Source organism: Ferribacterium limneticum, from assembly GCF_020510585.1.
Classification (GTDB): domain Bacteria; phylum Pseudomonadota; class Gammaproteobacteria; order Burkholderiales; family Rhodocyclaceae; genus Azonexus.
The window spans coordinates 370,636-391,473 of sequence record NZ_CP075190.1 but is presented as its reverse complement, the minus strand read 5'-3'; the positions used below and the strand labels follow the sequence as shown (position 1 = coordinate 391,473).

Sequence of the window (20,838 nt, the reverse complement as noted above, 5' to 3'; positions counted from 1 at the left end):
AGTTCCCCGGCAATTACTTCTTGTTAATAACAGCCTCAGCGACATTCTTTGGCGCCTCGGTGTAGTGCTTGAATTCCATCGAGTAGGTAGCACGACCTTGCGACAGAGAGCGCACCGAGGTCGAATAACCAAACATTTCAGACAGGGGGACTTCAGCCTTGATGACCTTGATGCCGCCAACCTGGTCTTCCATGCCCTGAACGATACCGCGACGGGAAGAAAGGTCGCCCATGACGTTACCCATGTACTCTTCTGGCGTTTCAACTTCAACGGCCATCATCGGCTCGAGGAGCGTCGGGCTGGCTTTCTTCATGCCCTCCTTGAAGGCCATCGAAGCAGCCATGCGGAACGCATTTTCGTTGGAGTCAACGTCGTGGTAGGAACCGTCGAACAGCGTAAACTTGACGTCAACCACCGGGAAGCCAGCCAGAACGCCACTGGTCACTGCGTCGCGCAGCCCCTTGTCGACCGCCGGGATAAATTCACGGGGAACGACACCACCCTTGATGGCATCGACGAATTCGTAGCCCTTGCCGGCTTCGTTCGGCTCGATCTTGAGCCAGACGTGACCGAATTGACCGCGACCGCCGGACTGCTTAACGAACTTGCCCTCCTGCTCGACCGACTTCTTGATGCACTCACGGTAGGCCACTTGCGGGGCGCCAACGGTTGCTTCGACGTTGAATTCGCGACGCATGCGATCGACCAGAATTTCCAGGTGCAGTTCACCCATACCGGAAATGATGGTCTGACCGGATTCTTCGTCGGTACGCACGCGGAAAGACGGATCTTCCTGGGCCAGACGACCGAGGGCGAGACCCATCTTTTCCTGGTCGGCCTTGGTCTTCGGTTCGACGGCAACGTGAATCACCGGCTCCGGGAAGATCATGCGTTCCAGAGTGATGACCTTTTGCGGATCACACAGGGTGTCACCGGTCGTCGCTTCCTTGAGGCCAACGGCAGCAGCGATATCGCCAGCGCGCACTTCCTTGATTTCTTCACGCTGATTGGCGTGCATCTGCAGAATACGACCCAGACGCTCCTTACGACCCTTGACCGGATTGTAAACGGTGTCACCCGAGTTGATCACGCCGGAATAGACGCGGAAGAAGATTAGCTGGCCGACGAACGGGTCGGTCATGATCTTGAAGGCCAAAGCCGAGAAAGCCTCGTCGTCGGCGGCACGACGCTCGCCTTCGGATTCGTTCTCAAGAATGCCCTTGACCGGCGGAATATCGACCGGCGACGGCAGCAACTCGATCACGGCGTCAAGCATCTTCTGCACGCCCTTATTCTTGAATGCGGTTCCACACAGCATCGGCTGGATTTCGCAGGCGATGGTACGGGTACGCAGACCGAAGATGATGTCAGCTTCCGACAGCTCGCCTTCTTCCAAGTACTTGTTCATCAGCTCTTCGGTGGCTTCGGCAGCCGCCTCGACCATCTGCTCGCGCCAGCTGGCGGCATCGTCAGCCAGTTCGGCCGGGATGTCACGGGCGTCGTACTTCATGCCCTGGGAAGCTTCATCCCAGTAGATGGCCTTCATCTTGATAAGGTCAACCACACCCTCGAACTTGTCTTCAGCCCCGATAGGGATGACGATAGGCACAGGATTCGCCTTCAGGCGCAGCTTGAGCTGATCGACAACACGGAAGAAGTTGGCACCGGAGCGGTCCATCTTGTTCACGAAGGCGAGGCGCGGCACGCCGTACTTGTTGGCCTGACGCCACACGGTTTCCGACTGCGGCTGAACGCCACCAACTGCACAGTAAACCATGCAGGCAGCATCAAGAACGCGCATCGAGCGCTCGACTTCAATGGTGAAGTCAACGTGCCCCGGGGTGTCGATGATGTTGATGTGGTGCGGCTGGAACTGCTTGTCCATGCCACTCCAGAAACAGGTCGTCGCAGCCGAGGTAATGGTGATACCGCGTTCCTGCTCCTGCTCCATCCAGTCCATGGTAGCGGCGCCATCATGCACTTCACCGATCTTGTGATTGACACCGGTGTAATACAGGATGCGCTCGGTCGTTGTCGTCTTGCCGGCGTCGATGTGGGCGCTGATACCGATATTACGGTAGCGCTCGATGGGAGTTTTGCGTGCCACGTTAAAGCCCTTTGAAAATTAGAAGCGGAAGTGAGCGAAGGCCTTGTTGGCATCAGCCATGCGGTGCACTTCATCGCGCTTCTTGACGGCACCACCACGGTTTTCAGCGGCTTCCAGCATTTCGGCAGCGAGGCGCTGGCCCATGGACTTCTCGGAACGCTTGCGGGCAGACTCACGCAGCCAGCGCATGGCGAGCGCGGCACGACGAGCCGGGCGAACTTCGACCGGAACCTGATAGTTGGCACCGCCAACGCGGCGCGACTTGACTTCGACCATCGGGCGAACGTTAGCCATCGCAGAAGCAAAGACTTCGAGCGGATCCTTGCCGGACTTGCTGGTGATGATATCGAAAGCGCCATAGACGATACGCTCGGCAACAGACTTCTTGCCGCTTTGCATGATGGCGTTTACAAACTTGGAGACATCGACATTGCCAAACTTCGGATCCGGCAGAATGTCACGCTTGGGTACTTCACGACGACGGGGCATATTAACCTCCATTAAACACGATTCAGTTGAAAAGCCGGGCTAGGGTTTTACCCTCCCGGCCTCTCCCGACCGCCCAAGGGGACGGCCACTTACTTAAGCCGCTAATTGAATTAAGCAGCCTTCGGACGCTTGGCCCCGTACTTGGAACGGGACTGCTTACGATCCTTGACACCCTGCGTATCGAGCGAGCCACGCACGGTGTGGTAACGCACACCAGGCAAGTCCTTGACACGACCACCACGAATCAGAACCACGGAGTGTTCCTGAAGGTTGTGACCTTCACCGCCGATGTAGGAAATGACTTCGAAGCCATTGGTCAGACGAACCTTGCAAACCTTACGGAGAGCGGAGTTCGGCTTTTTCGGGGTGGTGGTATAAACACGGGTACAGACGCCACGCTTCTGCGGGCACTTTTCCAGAGCAGGAACCTTGCTCTTGGCCTTTTCGGCTACGCGCGGCTTGCGCACGAGCTGGTTAATGGTCGGCATATCAAACTTCCTTCAACGGCCGGGCACAGCAATACTGGTACACGACGGCTATTTTGTTATCCAAAGCAGAGACAATGATTAGCCTCCGCCGACAAAGACCATAAATTCTATGGCCGATCAAGCCCCTTGTCAACGAGACAAGGGGCTTGCCTACAGACCTACAGACCCTGATCGCTGGCTTGCGTTGCGTTTTCCACAACAGACTCGTCGACCGGCAGTGCTGCCATCGACTCTTCGCTGGCCAGCTGAGCCTTGCGGCTGCGATGGTAAGCGAGACCCGTACCGGCCGGGATGAGGCGGCCGACGATGACATTTTCCTTGAGACCACGGAGTTCGTCGCGCTTGCCCATGATGGCAGCCTCGGTGAGAACCCGCGTCGTTTCCTGGAAGGAAGCCGCCGAAATGAACGAATCGGTGGACAGCGATGCCTTGGTGATACCCAGCAGCATGTGATCGAAATTGGCCGGGATCTTGCCCTCGGCGATAGCCCGGTCATTTTCTGCCAGCAACTCGGCGCGCTCCACCTGTTCGGACTTGATGAACTTCGTATCACCCGGTTCGGTGATGGCAACACGACGCAGCATCTGACGGACAATTACTTCAATATGCTTATCGTTGATCTTCACACCCTGCAGACGATAAACGTCCTGGACTTCGTCAGTGATGTAGCGGGCCAAGGCCTCGACACCCTGCAGACGCAGGATATCGTGCGGATCTGGCTCGCCCTCGACGATCTTTTCACCCTTGTTGACGACCTGACCATCGTGAACCAGAACATGTTTGTCCTTGGGAATCAGATATTCATGGGTAGTACCGTCAAGATCGGTAATGATCAGACGCTGCTTGCCTTTCGTATCCTTACCGAATCCGATGGTACCCGTGTACTCCGCCAGGACTGAGGCATCCTTCGGGGTACGGGCTTCAAACAACTCAGCAACGCGCGGCAGACCACCGGTAATGTCACGCGTCTTAGCGGACTCTTGCGGCATACGGGCCAGCACATCGCCGACACCGACCTGCTGACCATCCAGCACGGAGATGATCGAGCCAACCTGGAATGCAATGGAGACCGTGTGATCGCTACCGGCAACCCTAACTTCCTGACCATTCTCGTCCAACAGTTTGACCACCGGGCGAACCCCCTTGACGGCCGCCTTGCCACCGCGCTTGTGGTCGATAACCACGAGCGTAGAAAGGCCAGTCACATCGTCGACCTGCTTGGCGACGGTAACGCCTTCTTCGACGTTCTCGAAGCGAGCTGTACCGGCGTATTCGGTGATGATCGGGCGGGTATGCGGATCCCAAGTTGCCAGTTTGGTGCCAGCCTTAACGGACTTCCCTTCATCGACCGACAGCATGGCACCGTACGGCACCTTGTGACGTTCACGCTCGCGGCCGTGATCGTCGACAATTAACACTTCACCCGAACGCGAAATGACCACCTTTTCGCCCTTGGCACTGGTGACATAACGCATGTTTGAGGTGTAACGCACGGTACCAGCCGACTTGCCTTCAACCTTGTCCGCCACCGCCGCACGAGAGGCCGCGCCACCAACGTGGAAGGTACGCATGGTGAGCTGGGTACCCGGCTCACCGATCGACTGAGCAGCGATAACGCCGACTGCCTCACCGGCATTGACCATCGTGCCACGACCCAGATCGCGACCGTAACATTGGGCGCACAGGCCATAACGCGTGTCACAGGTCAGAGGAGTGCGAACCTTGACTTCGTCAATACCCAGTTTGTCGATCAGATCGACCAGATCTTCGTCCAGCATGGTGCCGGCGAAGATGACCGACTCCTGGGTTTCTGGATCGACCAGATCATCGACGACAACGCGGCCGAGAATACGTTCGCGCAGCGCCTCGATGACTTCGCCGCCTTCAACCAGCGCCTTGACGACAAAACCATTGCGTGTACCACAGTCATCTTCGGTAATGACCAAATCCTGCGTCACATCGACCAGACGACGCGTCAGGTAACCGGAGTTAGCTGTCTTCAGCGCCGTATCGGCCAAGCCCTTACGGGCGCCGTGCGTCGAGATGAAGTACTGGAGAACGTTCAGACCCTCACGGAAATTTGTCGTGATTGGCGTTTCGATAATCGAACCATCTGGCTTGGCCATCAGTCCGCGCATACCGGCCAACTGGCGAATCTGGGCGGCAGAGCCACGAGCGCCAGAGTCCGCCATCATGTAAATGGAGTTGAAGGAGTCCTGCTTAACCTTCTTGCCATGGCGATCGACCGTTTCTTCGTGGCCGAGTTCGTCCATCATGACCTTGGCAACCTGGTCGCCAGTGCGGCCCCAGATATCGACAACCTTGTTGTAACGTTCGCCGTTGGTCACCAGACCGTTGGTGTATTGGGTCTCGATTTCCTTAACCTCGGCCTCGGCCTCGGCGATGATTTCGTATTTCTTGGCAGGAACGCGCATGTCGTCGGAACAGAAGGAAATGCCGGCGCGAGTCGCGAGAGCATAACCGTTCTGCATCAGCTTATCAGCGAAGACGACCGTTTCCTTGAGGCCACAGCGACGGAAGGATTCATCGATCAGCTTGGAAATTTCCTTTTTCTTCAGCGCCCGGTCAATCGCCTTGAAAGGCATCCCCTTCGGCAGAATTTTGGAGAGCAATGCGCGGCCGGCTGTTGTTTCGACGCGTACCATTTTTTCAACAAATTCGCCGTCGACCGCAGAAGCCTCGTACTGCTTAAGGCGCACTGAGATACGGGAGTGAACATCCAGTTGGCCGGCGGCCATTGCACGTTCAATTTCGTTGGTATCGGCGAAGTACATCCCCTCGCCCCGGCCATTGATCTTTTCGCGGGTCGCGTAGTACAAACCAAGAACGATATCCTGTGAAGGAACGATGATCGGTTGGCCATTGGCGGGCGACAAGACGTTATTGGAAGCCAGCATCAGAGTGCGGGCTTCCATCTGCGCCTCGAGCGACAGCGGTACGTGGACGGCCATCTGGTCGCCGTCGAAGTCGGCGTTGAATGCGGCGCAAACGAGCGGATGCAACTGGATGGCCTTGCCTTCGATGAGGGTCGGTTCAAACGCCTGGATACCGAGGCGGTGCAGGGTCGGCGCGCGGTTCAGCATAACCGGATGTTCGCGGATGACATCCTCTAGAATGTCCCACACCACCGGTTCCTGGCCTTCGACCATCTTCTTCGCTTGCTTGATGGTGGTGGCGTAGCCAAGCACTTCCAGCTTGTGGAAGATGAAGGGCTTAAACAGTTCGAGCGCCATCAGCTTGGGCAGGCCGCACTGGTGCAGCTTCAACTGCGGACCAACCACGATGACCGAACGGCCGGAGTAGTCGACGCGCTTACCCAGCAAGTTCTGGCGGAAACGACCGCCCTTGCCCTTGATCATGTCAGCCAGCGACTTCAGCGGACGCTTGTTGGCGCCGGTCATCGCCTTGCCGCGACGGCCATTGTCAAGCAGGGAGTCGACCGACTCCTGCAACATGCGCTTTTCGTTGCGGACGATGATTTCCGGGGCCTTCAACTCAAGCAGACGCTTCAGGCGGTTGTTCCGGTTAATGACGCGACGGTAGAGGTCGTTCAGGTCGGAGGTTGCAAAGCGGCCGCCGTCGAGCGGGACCAGCGGACGCAGATCCGGCGGCAGGACGGGCAGGACTTCGAGGATCATCCAGTCCGGCTTGATCCCGGATTTCTGGAAACCTTCGAGAATCTTGAGGCGCTTGGCCAGCTTCTTGTTCTTTGCTTCGGAACCGGTGACTTCGAGTTCGGCGCGCAGGGATTCGACTTCGGTATTGAGGTCGAGATTGCGCAGCAGTTCGCGAATACCTTCGGCGCCCATGAACGCCACGAACTCATCGCCGTGCTCTTCCATCATCTCCAGATACTGCTCCTCGGTGAGCAACTGGGCACGCTGGAGGTTGCTGACCATACCCGGATCAGTCACAACATAGGCTTCGAAATACAGGACGCGCTCGATATCGCGCAGCGTCATATCGAGCACCATTCCGAGACGGGATGGCAGGGACTTCAGGAACCAGATGTGGGCGGTTGGCGAGGCCAGTTCGATGTGACCCATGCGGTCGCGACGAACCTTGGCCAGCGTCACTTCGACGCCGCACTTCTCGCAGATCACGCCGCGATGCTTGAGGCGCTTGTATTTGCCACACAGGCACTCGTAATCCTTGATCGGGCCAAAGATCTTGGCGCAGAACAGGCCATCGCGTTCCGGCTTGAAGGTGCGGTAGTTGATGGTTTCCGGCTTCTTGACTTCACCGTAGGACCAGGAACGGATCTTTTCGGGCGAGGCGAGACCAATGGTAATCGCGTCAAATTCTTCTTCCGCCGTTACCTGCTTGAATAGATCGAGCAATGCTTTCATCGTTTAACTCCCAGCCCTAAATCAGTAACGTTCCAGATCGATATCGATCGCCAGCGAACGGATTTCCTTGACCAGCACATTGAATGATTCCGGCATGCCGGCATCGATCCTGTGCTCGCCCTTGACGATGTTTTCGTACACCTTCGTACGACCGTTCACGTCATCGGACTTCACGGTCAACATTTCCTGCAGCACATACGATGCACCGTAGGCTTCCAGCGCCCACACTTCCATCTCACCGAAGCGCTGACCACCAAACTGGGCCTTGCCGCCCAGCGGCTGTTGGGTAACCAGCGAGTACGGACCCGTCGATCGGGCGTGCATCTTGTCGTCAACGAGGTGATGCAGCTTCAGGTAATGCATGTAGCCAACCGTCACCTTACGTTCAAACGCCTCACCAGTGCGACCGTCGAACAGCGTCATCTGACCTGAGGACGGCATACCAGCCATCGCCAGCATGGCCTTGATTTCGTCTTCCTTGGCACCATCGAACACGGGCGTTGCGAACGGGACGCCATTGGTCAGGTTACCGGCCATTTCGAGGACCTCAGTGTCGTTCAGCTCCTCGAGATTCTCCTGTTTGCCACTGGAGTTGTATATCTGGTCCAGGAAACCGCGAACTTCCTTGGCGCTCGATTGGGCGCGCAACATGGCGCCGATCTTATGACCAAGTCCCTTCGCAGCAAGGCCGAGGTGAACTTCCAGAATCTGCCCAACGTTCATCCGTGACGGCACGCCGAGCGGATTCAGCACGATGTCAACCGGGCTGCCATCCTCCATGTGCGGCATGTCTTCAACCGGCAGGATACGAGAAACGACGCCCTTATTACCGTGACGACCGGCCATCTTGTCACCCGGCTGCAGACGACGTTTCACGGCGACGTAGACCTTGACCATTTTCTGGACGCCTGGCGGCAGTTCATCGCCTTGCGTCAGTTTTTTCCGCTTGCCTTCAAAGGCAATGTCAAAATCCTTGCGCGCCTGCTCCAGACCATCCTTAACTTGTTCCAACTGCTGGGCAGCATCATCGTCAGCGAGGCGAATATCGAACCAGTGATGCGGATCCATCCCGTCGAGATACGACTTCTCGACAACAGAACCCTTCGCCAATTTCTTCGGACCACCATTGGCCTTCTTGCCGAGAATCAGTCGTTCGACACGAGCAAAGGCATCACGTTCAACAATACGCATCTGGTCGGCGAGGTCCAGCTTGTAGTGACGGAGGTGTTCGTCGATGATCGACTGGGCGCGCTTGTCACGCTCAATACCTTCGCGGGTGAACACCTGAACGTCGATAACAGTACCGGCGATACCCGACGGCACGCGCAGCGAAGTGTCCTTAACGTCAGAAGCCTTTTCACCAAAGATCGCGCGCAAAAGCTTTTCTTCCGGCGTTAACTGGGTTTCCCCCTTAGGCGTGACCTTGCCAACGAGCACGTCGGCCGCTTCAACTTCAGCACCGATGTAAACAATGCCGGAATCATCCAAACGGGACAGTTGCGACTCACCCAACGATGCGATATCTCGGGTAATTTCTTCAGGCCCCAACTTTGTATCGCGAGCAACGACGGTCAGTTCCTCGATGTGAATCGAGGTATAACGGTCTTCGGCAACAACACGTTCAGAGATCAAAATTGAGTCTTCGAAGTTATAGCCGTTCCAAGGCATGAAGGCGATCAGCATGTTCTGACCAAGCGCCAACTCACCCTTGTCGGTCGAAGCTCCGTCAGCCACCACGTCACCCTTGGCAATGTGGTCGCCTACTCGCACCAGCGGACGCTGGTTAATATTGGTGTTCTGGTTGGAACGGGTGTACTTGACCAGATTGTAAATATCGACGCCAACCTCGCCTGCGATGGTTTCTTCATCATTGACGCGAACCACGACGCGTGCGGCATCGACATAGTCAACCTTGCCACCGCGCAGGGCAATTACGGCCGTCCCAGAGTCGACCGCAACTGTGCGCTCAATGCCGGTGCCGACCAACGGCTTTTCCGGACGCAGGCAAGGAACTGCCTGGCGCTGCATGTTGGCCCCCATCAAAGCGCGGTTCGCGTCATCGTGCTCAAGGAAGGGAATCAGCGAGGCAGCAACCGAAACGATCTGGCCTGGTGCAACGTCCATATACTGGACGCGCGACGGCTCGGCCAGAATGGTTTCGCCCTTTTCGCGGCAAGTGACCAAGTCATCGGACAAACGGCCTTCGAGCAGCGAGGCGTTAGCCTGAGCGACAACATAGTTGCCTTCTTCAATAGCCGACAGATATTCAATCTGGTCAGTAACTTGGCTATCCACCACCTTGCGGTAGGCCGTTTCGATAAAGCCATAACTATTGACACGAGCAAACAAAGCCAGAGAGTTGATCAGACCAATATTTGGACCTTCCGGTGTTTCGATCGGGCAAACACGACCGTAATGCGTCGGATGCACGTCGCGAACCTCAAAACCCGCGCGTTCGCGGGTCAAACCACCCGGGCCAAGGGCCGAAACACGGCGCTTGTGGGTAATTTCCGACAGCGGATTAGTTTGATCCATAAACTGCGACAACTGGCTGGAACCAAAGAATTCCTTGATCGCGGCGCTGATCGGCTTGGCATTGATCAGATCGTGCGGCATCAGGTTATCAGACTCCGCTTGCGACAAACGTTCCTTGACGGCACGCTCAACGCGCACCAGACCAGCGCGGAACTGATTTTCTGCAAGTTCACCAACGGAACGAACCCGGCGATTACCCAAGTGATCGATATCGTCGATTTCGCCACGCCCATTGCGCAGTTCGACAAGAATCTTGATCACTTCGACGATGTCGCGCGGCGACAGGGTCAGTTGCTCGCGCACTTCAATATTGGCGCCGAGCGGCTTGATCTTGGCAGCCAGCGCTTCGGCTTCAGCCAGCGTGACGTTTTCCACCATGGCGCGTGCGCCATAGGGCATCAAGCCGACTAAATCCTGAATAGCAGACAGCGCAAAACCGGAGGCTTCGGCTAGGTTTTTCAGTGCTGCTTCGGCCTTGGACGCAAGGCCCTTGAGCATCAGCTTGTATTCAATAACGTCTGGCCGGGTTAGACGACGATTGAATTTCATCCGACCAACGCCCGATAGATCGTAGCGTTCGTCGGAATAGAACAAACCATTGAACAATATTTCGACAGCCTCTTCGGTCGGTGGCTCCCCCGGACGCATCATGCGATAAATGGCAACACGGGCGGCTTGGCGGGTGGCTGTTTCGTCAGCACGCAGAGTGTTCGAAATAAACGAGCCGCGATCTAGTTCGTTGGTGTAGAGGGTTTCAATCGTGAAAATCTCAGATTCGCGCAGTTTGGCGAGCAAGATCTCGGTAATTTCATCGTTGGCATTGGCGATGACTTCGCCCGTTGCCTTGTCAATGATGTTTTTGGCGACGACGCGCCCGACCAGAAACTCCTCCGGAACGGCAATTTGCTTGATGGCAGAAGTTGCAATATCACGGATGTGCTTGGCAGTAATACGCTTGTCTTTAGCAACAATGACTTTGCCATCGGGACCGACGAAATCGAATCGAGCGACTTCGCCACGCAAGCGTTCCGGAACCAGAGTGAACTCGATTTTATCCTTGGCCAGCAGGAAGGTATCGAACTCAAAGAACTGCTCAAGAATTTCTTCGGACGACATGCCGATAGCCTTGAGCAGGGTGGTAACCGGCATCTTGCGACGACGGTCGACGCGGAAAAACAGCGTGTCTTTCGGATCAAACTCGAAATCCAGCCACGAGCCACGGTAAGGAATGACGCGAGCAGAGAAAAGCAGCTTGCCGGAGCTATGGGTTTTGCCGCGGTCATGCTCAAAGAATACGCCAGGCGAGCGGTGCAACTGGGAGACGATGACCCGTTCGGTACCGTTGATAACGAAGGAACCGTTGGTCGTCATCAAGGGCATTTCGCCCATGTAGACTTCCTGCTCCTTTACTTCCTTCACGGTATCCGGTGCTTCACGGTCCATGATGACCAAGCGGACCTTCGCACGCAGCGATGATGCAAAAGTCAGGCCGCGTTGCTGGCATTCCGTGACATCAAATGCCGGCTCTCCCAGCATGTAGCTGACGAACTCCAGGCGAGCGTTGCCAGAATGCGAAATGATCGGAAATATAGAGGTGAATGCAGCTTGCAAGCCCTCGTTTTTCCTCCGCTCTGGTGCGACCCCGTCTTGCAGAAAATCCTTGAAAGACTGCAACTGGGTCGCCAACAAGTAGGGGACGTCAAGCACGCTGGCGCGCTTGGCGAAGCTCTTGCGGATGCGTTTCTTCTCGGTGAAGGAGTAAGTCATGGTAACTCCGTGAGGATGGAATCAAACGTTGAACCTGAGAAAACAGGCAAACGCAAACGAACTCTCCTCCCCAGAGGGGAAGAAGAAAGCATCGTTTGCGTTTGCCAACTGGCGTTATTCAAGTTCGTTTTTGGGGTGTATAAGCCTGCAATACAAAGCATAAAAGGGCTGGCGACAAAGCCGCCAGCCCACTTGCGAAGCGTCGATTACTTGACTTCGACCTTGGCGCCAGCGTCTTCCAGTTGTTTCTTGAGGGCTTCTGCGTCAGCCTTGGAAACGCCTTCCTTGACAGCCTTCGGAGCGCCGTCAACCAGATCCTTGGCTTCCTTGAGGCCCAGGCCGGTCACTGCACGAACAACCTTAATGACTTCGACCTTCTTGTCACCGGCAGCGTTCAGCATAACGGTAAATTCGGTCTGCTCTTCGACAACCGCAGCAGCGCCAGCCGGACCGGCAACGGCGACGGCAGCGGCGGAAACGCCAAACTTCTCTTCGAATGCCTTGACCAGGTCATTCAGTTCCATAACGGTCAGGGAGCCAACGGCTTCCAGGATGTCTTCTTTGCTAATTGCCATTTCAATAAACTCCTAAATCAGTTCGTATGCGGTAGGGATCAAGCGGAAGCTTCTTCGCGCTGCGTTGCCAGTGCAGCAAGGCCACGGACAAAGCCGGCGACCGGAGCCTGCATGACGTACAGCAGCTTGGAGAGCAACTCTTCGCGGCTTGGGACGGACGCAAGCGCCTGCACACCAGCCTTGTCGAGCACCTTGCCGGCATAGGAACCGGCCTTGAGCACCAATTTGTCGTTGGTTTTGGCGAAGTCGCTGAGAACCTTCGCTGCAGCCACGGGATCAGCCGATACGCTATAGATCAGCGGACCGACCATGTGATCAGCCAGGCCGGCGAACGAAGTGTCCGCGACCGCGCGACGCACCAAGGTATTCTTCAACACACGCAGATAGACGCCAGATTCGCGAGCCTTCTTGCGCAACACCGTGAGGTCACCGACCTCGATGCCACGATATTCGGCAATCGCGATGGTCTGGGCGCTGGCTACTTGTGCCGATACCTCAGCTACAACCGCTTTTTTGTCGTTCAGATTGAGACCCACAGGTCTTTCCTCCTTTCAAGTCATAACACGACGGGAAGAATTTCCCGCCGTACCTACGGCGACCTGAACCAGAAGCTATGCCCCCCGTTGCCGGGCAGCAGAAAATCTTGTTCTGGGACACCGTCTGCGCAGGGTGCTTTCGCGATTAAGCCTCGTTACCGAGGCGCCTGCGGTCTTTGACGATCTGCCGGTGACTGCCTAGGCAATCACCAGCAGCCCAAAGTACTTTTAGCCAACAAGAGTGGCCTGATCGACGCGAACGCCGGGGCCCATCGTGGCAGCAACGGCAACCTTGCGAAGATACTGGCCCTTGGAAGAAGCCGGCTTCGCCTTGTTCAATGCATCAATCAGCGCCTTCAGGTTGGACTCGAGGCTCTCGATCGAGAAGGAGGCGCGGCCGATGGTGGCGTGAATGATTCCGGCCTTGTCAGTACGGTATTGAACCTGACCAGCCTTGGCGTTCTTCACGGCAGTGACGACATCCATCGTCACGGTACCAACCTTCGGGTTCGGCATCAAACCACGCGGGCCAAGGATCTGGCCGAGTTGGCCGACGATCTTCATGGCATCCGGCGTAGCGATGACGACATCAAAATTCAGGTTACCGGCCTTGACTTCAGCGGCCAAGTCGTCGAAACCGACAACTTCGGCACCGGCGGCCTTGGCGGCCTCAGCCTTTTCGCCCTGGGCGAAAACGGCCACACGGACTGACTTGCCGGTACCAGCTGGCAGAACGACAGAACCACGAACAACCTGGTCCGATTTGCGTGCATCGACACCCAGATTTACAGCAACGTCGATCGACTCGTCGAATTTGGCGGTTGCGGTTTCCTTGGCCAGAGTCAGTGCTTCCTGAACCGGGTACAACTTCATCGCAACAATCTTGCCCGCTTGGGCTTTTTGCTTTTTGGTGAGCTTAGCCATGATTACAGACCCTCTACCGTAATGCCCATGGAGCGGGCGGAACCAGCGATGGTGCGAACGGCTGCATCCATATCGGCAGCGGTAAGGTCAGGCATCTTGGTCTTGGCGATTTCTTCAGCCTGAGCACGAGTGATCTTGCCAACCTTGTCGGTATGCGGTTTGGCCGAACCGGACTTGATGCCAGCAGCCTTCTTGATCAGGATCGTGGCCGGCGGCGTCTTCATCACAAAAGTGAAAGACTTGTCCGCGAATGCAGTGATCACGACAGGAATCGGCAGACCCGGCTCAACGCCTTGCGTCTGGGCATTGAATGCCTTGCAGAATTCCATGATATTCAGACCACGCTGACCCAGCGCCGGACCGATTGGGGGCGACGGATTTGCCTTGCCAGCAGGCACTTGCAGCTTGATATAACCAATAATTTTCTTGGCCATAATTGCTCCTTATTGATGAGTGGTAGCGCGCCTTCACGGAAACACTTCCGCTACCAACGCTCCTCTTGCCGAAACGGAGGGCTTTCGGCTTGCCCTAAAACAGCGATCAGGCTTTTTCGACCTGGCCAAACTCCAACTCGACCGGCGTAGCGCGACCAAAGATGGTCACCGAAACACGGATGCGATTTTTTTCGTAATTGACGTCCTCGACGGCACCATGGAAGTCGGTAAACGGACCCTCCTTGACGCGCACAACTTCGCCAACTTCAAACAGCACCTTCGGACGGGGTTTCTCAACACCCTCCTGCATTTGCTGCATGATTTTTTCAACTTCTTTTTCAGAAATCGGCGTGGGCTTGGTCGCCGTGCCCCCGACAAAACCGGTCACCTTGGGCGTGTTCTTCACCAAGTGCCAGGAATCATCGTCCATTTCCATTTCGCACAGCACATAGCCCGGGAAGAACTTGCGTTCAGAGATGGCCTTCTGGCCATTCTTCATTTCAACCACTTCCTCAACCGGCACCAGAATGCGGCCGAATTTGTCCTGCATACCAAGACGCTCTATGCGCTCCAAAATTGCGCGCATTACGCTCTTTTCGAAGCCCGAGTAAGCGTGAACAACGTACCAGCGTTTACTCATGATTTCTTCCAGCCCAAGACCAGGTCGTAAAGAACCCACTCGAGGCTTTTGTCAGTGAGATACAGGAAGATCGCCATCACGACGACAAAAGCGAATACCGCCCCGGTCGTCTGCATGGTTTCCTTGCGGCTAGGCCAAACAACTTTCTTGGCCTCGACAACTGCCTCGTTGGCAAACATGAAAAAACGTTGCCCGGGCTCGGTTTTCCAAGCTACAGCAATCGCCAGCGCCAACCCAACGAGGACCGCCAGGACGCGCAAAATCATTGCCTGCTCTGAGAGCAGGTAGAAGCCAGCCACGCCAGCCGCCAGAATAACCAGCGCCAGCGCAAACTTGATCTTGTCAGCCATGAAATTCGCGATCTTTAAAGAGAGTGGCAGGGGCGGAGGGAATCGAACCCCCGACCTACGGTTTTGGAAACCGTTGCTCTACCAATTGAGCTACACCCCTGCGGCAGAAACATCAAAGCGCCCCGGTTGCCCGAAGCGCCTTGATTACAAAAATTACCGATTACTCGATGATCTTAGCGACGACGCCGGCGCCGACGGTACGACCGCCTTCACGGATGGCGAAGCGCAGACCTTCTTCCATGGCGATCGGGGCGATCAGCTTGATGGTCATGGCGATGTTATCGCCAGGCATCACCATCTCGACGCCTTCCGGCAGGTCGATGGAGCCAGTCACGTCGGTCGTACGGAAGTAGAACTGGGGACGGTAACCATTAAAGAACGGGGTGTGACGACCACCTTCGTCCTTGGACAGAATGTACACTTCCGAGGTGAAGTGGGTGTGCGGCTTGACAGAGCCCGGCTTGCACAGCACTTGGCCACGCTCGACGTCTTCACGCTTGGTACCACGCAACAGGGCGCCAACGTTGTCGCCAGCCTGACCTTGGTCGAGCAGCTTGCGGAACATTTCGACACCGGTACAGGTGGTCTTGACGGTCGGACGAATACCGACGATTTCGATTTCTTCGCCAACCTTGACGACGCCACGCTCGATACGACCGGTGACAACAGTACCGCGACCGGAGATGGAGAAGACGTCTTCAACCGGCATCAGGAAGGGCTGGTCAATCGCACGTTCCGGGGTCGGGATGTAGGAGTCCAGGGCATCTGCCAGACGGAAGATGGAGGGTTCGCCGATTTCGGACTGATCGCCTTCAAGTGCCTTCAGGGCAGAACCGTGAATGATCGGGGTGTCGTCGCCCGGGAAGTCGTACTTGGAGAGGAGCTCACGGAGTTCCATTTCGACAAGCTCGAGCAGCTCGGCGTCATCCACCATGTCGCACTTGTTCATGAACACCAGAACGTACGGCACACCAACTTGACGGGCAAGCAGGATGTGCTCGCGGGTCTGCGGCATCGGGCCGTCAGCGGCGGAACAGACGAGAATGGCGCCGTCCATCTGGGCAGCACCGGTAATCATGTTCTTGACGTAGTCAGCGTGTCCCGGGCAGTCAACGTGGGCGTAGTGACGGTTGGCGGTTTCGTATTCGACGTGGGCGGTATTGATGGTAATACCACGGGCCTTTTCTTCCGGCGCCGCATCAATTTCGTCATACTTCTTGGCCGAACCACCAAACTTGGCGGACAGCACCGTCGTGATCGCCGCCGTCAGCGTCGTCTTACCATGGTCAACGTGTCCAATCGTGCCGACGTTCACGTGCGGCTTGGTACGCTCGAATTTTTCCTTAGCCATTCTAGTTCCTCAATAATCAAATAAATAAAAAATCCAGAATCCAAGCTAATCGGTGGTGCCCATGGGCAGGATCGAACTGCCGACCTCTCCCTTACCAAGGGAGTGCTCTACCACTGAGCCACATGGGCCTACCTTAAAACTCCAGCCGTACTGCGTTATGGAGCGGGTGAAGGGAATCGAACCCTCGTCTTAAGCTTGGAAGGCTTCAGCTCTACCATTGAGCTACACCCGCTTATTACGCCCGCAACACAGGCTGCTACAGCATTTAATCTGGTGGAGGGGGAAGGATTCGAACCTTCGAAGGCAGAGCCGACAGATTTACAGTCTGTTCCCGTTGACCGCTTGGGTACCCCTCCGGAAGAACCCGGGATTATCCGGACGACCACCAGCCCTGTCAACACCAAAAAACAGAAAAGCCGGCATATAGCCGGCTTTTTCCGCTTTCGAAACTAAAATTACTTCTGGGAGAGCACCCAGGCAACCAGTTTCTTGGCTTCGTCTTCGGTAACGTTGTTGGGCGGCATCGGGATCTGACCCCAGACACCCTTGCCACCAGCCTTGACTTTGGCGGCCAGCATGGCGGGGGCAGCCTTGTCGCCCTTGTATTTTGCAGCAACTTCCTTGTAAGCCGGACCAACCAGCTTCTTGTCGATGGCGTGGCAGGACATGCAGTTCTTGGCCTTGGCCAGAGCTTCGTCGGCCTGGGCCTGACCGGCCATTACGATACCAGCGGCAGCCATCACGGCAACATAAACAGCTTTCATTCTCTCGCTCCGTTATTCAGGTTGGTGGATAAATCAGTCTTGGATGATAAAACCCTTTTCTATCCCTTGCAAACAGGATGCCTGGGGTATGCGCCTCTCCTGCTCAAGGTAATTAACGCACAACCTTGGCAACACGTTGACAGCAAATACTTATGAAGGTCGCGACGATACTGCCAACAACGCACCGGCCGAGACGAACAAACCACCGAAAAGACGATTCTGCACACGAATGGCGACCGGGTCATGCAACCACCGGCCGAGATGTACCGCGGCTAGCGCGTACCCGGACATCACCACCATGTCAGTCAGACAGAGTGTTGTCGCTATCAACAGGTACTGGGGAATTTGGGGTTCCGCTGGATTAACAAACTGGGGCACCAGCGCACCGATGAATATGATGGCCTTCGGATTGGTCAGATTGACCAGAACCCCCTGCATGAATAGCCCTTTGCGACGCACCATCGGTGCATTGGCGTCGACCGGAACGACGGGAGCCCGCCATTTCTGGATACCGAGCCAGAGCAGGTAGGCCGCACCCACAAACTTGACCAGCAAAAATGCTGTTTCCGAGGCGGCCAATAGCGCGCCGAGGCCGAGCGCAACAATCAGCAAATGGAGCAAAATCGCCGACTGAAGGCCAAGAATGGCTGTCAGTGCGGCCCAATAGCCGTGCCGCATGCCGGTGCTCATGCTGATCACCGCGCCCGGCCCGGGGGTCACGGCGATCAGAATGGCCGCCAGCAGAAAACCAAGCCAGACTGCGATTGTCATTTACGGCGCTGAATCTGCTTCACGTCGCGCACGGCGCCCTTGTCGGCCGAGGTGGCCATCAGGGCATAGGCTTGCAGCGCGGCAGAAACCGTGCGTTCGCGATTGACCGGTTGCCAGGCAGCATCGCCCTTGGCTTCCATCGCAGCGCGGCGGCTGGCGAGTTCGTCATCGGCGATAGCCAAGTGGATGCGCCGATTCGGGATGTCGATTTCGATGGTGTCACCCTCTTCGACCAGACCGATGGCGCCGCCATCCGCCGCTTCCGGCGAAGCGTGGCCGATGGAAAGGCCGGAGGTGCCACCAGAGAAACGACCATCGGTGAGTAGCGCGCAGGCTTTGCCGAGTCCCATCGACTTGAGATACGAGGTTGGATAGAGCATTTCCTGCATGCCGGGGCCGCCCTTTGGACCTTCATAGCGGATGACAACAACATCGCCGGCAATGATTTTCTCGCCCAAAATGGCGTCGACCGCAGCATCCTGACTTTCGAAGACGCGAGCACGACCGCTGAATTTCCAGATCGATTCATCAACGCCGGCCGTCTTGACGATGCAGCCGTCAAGCGCGATGTTGCCGTACAGGACGGCCAGGCCGCCTTCCTGCGAAAAGGCGTTGGCCTTGTTGCGGATACAGCCATTGGTGCGATCAAGATCGAGTTCATTGAAGCGACGATCCTGCGAGAAGGCAACTTGCGTCGGCACGCCGCCCGGAGCGGCCTTGAAAAACTCGTGCACTTTGACGTCGTGTTCGCGGACGACGTCCCAGCGTTCGATGGCTTCCCCGATATTTTTGATATGAACGGTCGGCACATCGCGCGTGATCAGCCCTGCCCTGTCCAGTTCGCCCAGGATGCCCATGATGCCGCCGGCCCGATGGACATCCTCGATGTGGTACTTGTCAGTCATCGGCGCGACCTTGCACAGGCAGGGAACGGCGCGTGAAATGCGGTCGATGTCGGCCATCGTGAAGTCGACGCCGGCTTCCTGCGCCGTAGCCAGGATGTGGAGTACGGTGTTGGTCGAGCCGCCCATGGCGACGTCGAGGGTCATGGCGTTCTCGAAGGCGGCCTTGGTGGCGATGGAACGCGGCAGGACCGAGGCATCATCCTGCTCGTAATAACGCTTGCACAGATCGACGATCAGGCGGCCGGCGCGCAGGAAAAGCTGCTTGCGGTCGGCGTGCGTGGCGACGACGGTGCCGTTCCCCGGCAAGCTGAGGCCGAAGGCTTCGGTCAGGCAGTTCATCGAATTGGCTGTAAACATGCCGGAGCAGGAGCCGCAAGTCGGGCAGGCGGAACGCTCGATTTCGTCGAGATCGGACTGGGAAACCGAGTGGTCGGCGGCCTTGACCATGGCATCAACGAGGTCGAGGTGTACGACGTTGCCTTGAATCTTGACTTTGCCGGCCTCCATCGGACCGCCGGAGACGAAGATGACCGGGATGTTAAGGCGCATGGCGGCCATCAGCATGCCCGGGGTGATCTTGTCGCAATTGGAGATGCAGACCATGGCGTCGGCGCAGTGGGCGTTGACCATGTATTCGACCGAGTCGGCGATGAGGTCGCGGCTGGGCAGCGAGTAGAGCATGCCGCTGTGCCCCATGGCGATGCCATCGTCGATGGCGATGGTGTTGAATTCCTTGGCGATGCCGCCGGCCGCCTCGATCTCGCGCGCCACCAGCTGGCCCATGTCCTTGAGGTGTACATGGCCAGGAACAAACTGGGTGAAGCTGTTGACCACGGCGATGATCGGCTTGCCGAAATCGCCATCCTTCATTCCTGTAGCGCGCCACAGGGCGCGGGCACCGGCCATGTTGCGGCCGTGGGTGGAGGTGCGGGAACGGTATTGAGGCATGTAAATCTCCGTCTGAATCTGGCGCCGACGTCATGTCATGGCGCGCGAACTATAATCGGCTAATTCTAGCCCACTCTGAACCTTCAATGCTTCTTCATCCCCAGTTCGACCCCGTCGCCTTCTCGCTTGGCCCGCTGTCGGTGCGCTGGTACGGTTTGATGTATCTCGTCGCCTTCGTTCAGTTTATTTTGCTCGGCCGCTACCGGATTAAAAGTCACCCGTCGATTCTCACCGTCGAGCAGCTCGACGACCTGCTCTTTTACGGCATGCTCGGCGTCATTGTCGGCGGGCGCCTTGGGCAAGTGCTGTTCTATGAGCCGGGTTACTACCTGAGCAATCCTCTGGAAATTTTTGCTGTCTGGAAAGGCGGCATGAGCTTCCATGGCGGTTTTCTCGGCGTGCTCGCCGCCATGGGACTATGGGCCAACAAACAGCGGATTAACTGGTGGGACATCATGGATTTCGTCGCCCCGCTAGTCCCGCTTGGCCTGGCGGCCGGCCGTCTCGGCAATTTCATCAACGGCGAACTGTGGGGCCGCGTCGCCGACGCCAGCCTGCCGTGGGCGATGATCTTCCCGCAATCCGGCGACATGCAGCCACGTCACCCGTCGCAGCTTTATCACATCGGGCTGGAAGGCCTCGCCCTCTTTTCAATTTTGTGGCTTTTTTCCGGTCGACCGCAGCAACGCGGTGCGGTTTCCGGTGTTTTCCTGATCGGCTACGGCTGCTTCCGTTTCATCACCGAATTCTTCCGCGAGCCCGATGCCGGCATATTTGGCCAGTCCTACACGATCAGCATGGGTCAGTGGCTGTCGCTGCCGATGGTGCTGGCCGGTGTCGTTTTGCTGGTGCTCGCCAAGCGCCGGAAATCTCTATAATTATGG

Annotated in this window: 16 protein-coding genes and 4 tRNA genes; 1 reads left to right on the top strand and 19 read right to left on the bottom strand. The window is 56.8% G+C overall.

From position 1 onward, the window contains the following. Positions 1 to 13 precede the first annotated feature (13 nt). The 19 genes from fusA to ilvD all read right to left on the bottom strand — a co-directional run bounded on the left by fusA (position 14) and on the right by ilvD (position 19,954). The gene (fusA, locus tag KI613_RS01820) at positions 14 to 2,107 is read right to left on the bottom strand and encodes an elongation factor G (protein WP_226403525.1); all 2,094 of its coding nucleotides are present in this window, start codon (positions 2,105 to 2,107) and stop codon (positions 14 to 16) included. A gap of 18 nt (positions 2,108 to 2,125) precedes the next feature. After that, positions 2,126 to 2,596 carry a 30S ribosomal protein S7 gene (gene rpsG / locus KI613_RS01815; protein ID WP_226403524.1) on the bottom strand — a complete coding sequence of 157 codons (471 nt, stop codon included), beginning with the start codon at positions 2,594 to 2,596 and terminating at the stop codon, positions 2,126 to 2,128. Between the two features lie 110 nt (positions 2,597 to 2,706). Further along, positions 2,707 to 3,084 carry a 30S ribosomal protein S12 gene (gene rpsL, locus KI613_RS01810; RefSeq protein ID WP_011286083.1) on the bottom strand — a complete coding sequence of 126 codons (378 nt, stop codon included), beginning with the start codon at positions 3,082 to 3,084 and terminating at the stop codon, positions 2,707 to 2,709. Between the two features lie 158 nt (positions 3,085 to 3,242). Beyond that, positions 3,243 to 7,454, bottom strand: coding sequence for a DNA-directed RNA polymerase subunit beta' (gene rpoC, locus KI613_RS01805; protein ID WP_226403523.1), 4,212 nt, complete (start codon positions 7,452 to 7,454; stop codon positions 3,243 to 3,245). 21 nt (positions 7,455 to 7,475) lie between these two features. Continuing rightward, positions 7,476 to 11,756 (bottom strand): DNA-directed RNA polymerase subunit beta, encoded by a 4,281-nt coding sequence (rpoB, locus tag KI613_RS01800; RefSeq protein WP_226403522.1) that lies wholly within the window; start codon positions 11,754 to 11,756, stop codon positions 7,476 to 7,478. A 206-nt stretch (positions 11,757 to 11,962) separates the two neighbouring features. Next, a complete protein-coding gene (rplL, locus tag KI613_RS01795) occupies positions 11,963 to 12,331 on the bottom strand; it encodes a 50S ribosomal protein L7/L12 (RefSeq protein WP_226403521.1) in 369 nt (122 codons plus the stop codon). A 38-nt stretch (positions 12,332 to 12,369) separates the two neighbouring features. Continuing rightward, the gene (rplJ, locus tag KI613_RS01790) at positions 12,370 to 12,867 is read right to left on the bottom strand and encodes a 50S ribosomal protein L10 (protein ID WP_226403520.1); all 498 of its coding nucleotides are present in this window, start codon (positions 12,865 to 12,867) and stop codon (positions 12,370 to 12,372) included. Positions 12,868 to 13,095: 228 nt separating this feature from the next. Beyond that, positions 13,096 to 13,791: a 50S ribosomal protein L1 gene (gene rplA, locus KI613_RS01785; protein WP_226403519.1), complete on the bottom strand. Its 696-nt coding sequence runs from the start codon at positions 13,789 to 13,791 to the stop codon at positions 13,096 to 13,098. 2 nt (positions 13,792 to 13,793) lie between these two features. Further along, positions 13,794 to 14,225, bottom strand: a complete 432-nt coding sequence (gene rplK, locus KI613_RS01780; RefSeq protein WP_066879525.1) for a 50S ribosomal protein L11 — start codon at positions 14,223 to 14,225, stop codon at positions 13,794 to 13,796. A 106-nt stretch (positions 14,226 to 14,331) separates the two neighbouring features. Beyond that, positions 14,332 to 14,865: a transcription termination/antitermination protein NusG gene (gene nusG, locus KI613_RS01775; protein ID WP_226403518.1), complete on the bottom strand. Its 534-nt coding sequence runs from the start codon at positions 14,863 to 14,865 to the stop codon at positions 14,332 to 14,334. Further along, complete coding sequence (gene secE, locus KI613_RS01770; protein ID WP_226403517.1) at positions 14,862 to 15,215, bottom strand: preprotein translocase subunit SecE; 354 nt, start codon at positions 15,213 to 15,215, stop codon at positions 14,862 to 14,864. The genes nusG and secE overlap by 4 nt, the downstream gene beginning before the upstream one ends. 24 nt (positions 15,216 to 15,239) lie before the next feature. Beyond that, positions 15,240 to 15,315, bottom strand: a tRNA-Trp gene (locus tag KI613_RS01765). 60 nt (positions 15,316 to 15,375) lie between these two features. Next, entirely contained in the window at positions 15,376 to 16,566 is a 1,191-nt protein-coding gene (tuf, locus tag KI613_RS01760) for an elongation factor Tu (protein WP_117607634.1), read from the bottom strand. Between the two features lie 53 nt (positions 16,567 to 16,619). Then, positions 16,620 to 16,694, bottom strand: a tRNA-Thr gene (locus tag KI613_RS01755). Between the two features lie 30 nt (positions 16,695 to 16,724). Beyond that, positions 16,725 to 16,798, bottom strand: a tRNA-Gly gene (locus KI613_RS01750). 39 nt (positions 16,799 to 16,837) lie between these two features. Further along, a tRNA-Tyr gene (locus tag KI613_RS01745) sits at positions 16,838 to 16,922 on the bottom strand. Positions 16,923 to 17,021: 99 nt separating this feature from the next. Then, positions 17,022 to 17,330, bottom strand: coding sequence for a c-type cytochrome (locus KI613_RS01740; RefSeq protein ID WP_226403516.1), 309 nt, complete (start codon positions 17,328 to 17,330; stop codon positions 17,022 to 17,024). A 150-nt stretch (positions 17,331 to 17,480) separates the two neighbouring features. After that, positions 17,481 to 18,101 (bottom strand): homoserine/homoserine lactone efflux protein, encoded by a 621-nt coding sequence (gene rhtB, locus KI613_RS01735; RefSeq protein ID WP_226403515.1) that lies wholly within the window; start codon positions 18,099 to 18,101, stop codon positions 17,481 to 17,483. Next, positions 18,098 to 19,954, bottom strand: coding sequence for a dihydroxy-acid dehydratase (gene ilvD, locus KI613_RS01730; RefSeq protein WP_226403514.1), 1,857 nt, complete (start codon positions 19,952 to 19,954; stop codon positions 18,098 to 18,100). Before ilvD ends, rhtB begins: the two co-directional genes overlap by 4 nt. Before the next feature lie 86 nt (positions 19,955 to 20,040). On the opposite strand from ilvD, the gene lgt reads away from it, so the two are divergent. Further along, complete coding sequence (gene lgt, locus KI613_RS01725) at positions 20,041 to 20,832, top strand: prolipoprotein diacylglyceryl transferase (protein ID WP_226403513.1); 792 nt, start codon at positions 20,041 to 20,043, stop codon at positions 20,830 to 20,832. Positions 20,833 to 20,838 lie beyond the last annotated feature (6 nt).

Bases quoted from the DNA above. Each gene is read 5' to 3' on its own strand.
- rpsG (WP_226403524.1), bottom strand. From the start codon at position 2,596: ATGCCCCGTCGTCGTGAAGTACCCAAGCGTGACATTCTGCCGGATCCG.
- rpsL (WP_011286083.1), bottom strand. From the start codon at position 3,084: ATGCCGACCATTAACCAGCTCGTGCGCAAGCCGCGCGTAGCCGAAAAG.
- rpoC (WP_226403523.1), bottom strand. From the start codon at position 7,454: ATGAAAGCATTGCTCGATCTATTCAAGCAGGTAACGGCGGAAGAAGAA.
- rpoB (WP_226403522.1), bottom strand. From the start codon at position 11,756: ATGACTTACTCCTTCACCGAGAAGAAACGCATCCGCAAGAGCTTCGCC.
- rplL (WP_226403521.1), bottom strand. From the start codon at position 12,331: ATGGCAATTAGCAAAGAAGACATCCTGGAAGCCGTTGGCTCCCTGACC.
- rplA (WP_226403519.1), bottom strand. From the start codon at position 13,791: ATGGCTAAGCTCACCAAAAAGCAAAAAGCCCAAGCGGGCAAGATTGTT.
- rplK (WP_066879525.1), bottom strand. From the start codon at position 14,225: ATGGCCAAGAAAATTATTGGTTATATCAAGCTGCAAGTGCCTGCTGGC.
- nusG (WP_226403518.1), bottom strand. From the start codon at position 14,865: ATGAGTAAACGCTGGTACGTTGTTCACGCTTACTCGGGCTTCGAAAAG.
- secE (WP_226403517.1), bottom strand. From the start codon at position 15,215: ATGGCTGACAAGATCAAGTTTGCGCTGGCGCTGGTTATTCTGGCGGCT.
- tuf (WP_117607634.1), bottom strand. From the start codon at position 16,566: ATGGCTAAGGAAAAATTCGAGCGTACCAAGCCGCACGTGAACGTCGGC.
- KI613_RS01740 (WP_226403516.1), bottom strand. From the start codon at position 17,330: ATGAAAGCTGTTTATGTTGCCGTGATGGCTGCCGCTGGTATCGTAATG.
- rhtB (WP_226403515.1), bottom strand. From the start codon at position 18,101: ATGACAATCGCAGTCTGGCTTGGTTTTCTGCTGGCGGCCATTCTGATC.
- ilvD (WP_226403514.1), bottom strand. From the start codon at position 19,954: ATGCCTCAATACCGTTCCCGCACCTCCACCCACGGCCGCAACATGGCC.
- lgt (WP_226403513.1), top strand. From the start codon at position 20,041: ATGCTTCTTCATCCCCAGTTCGACCCCGTCGCCTTCTCGCTTGGCCCG.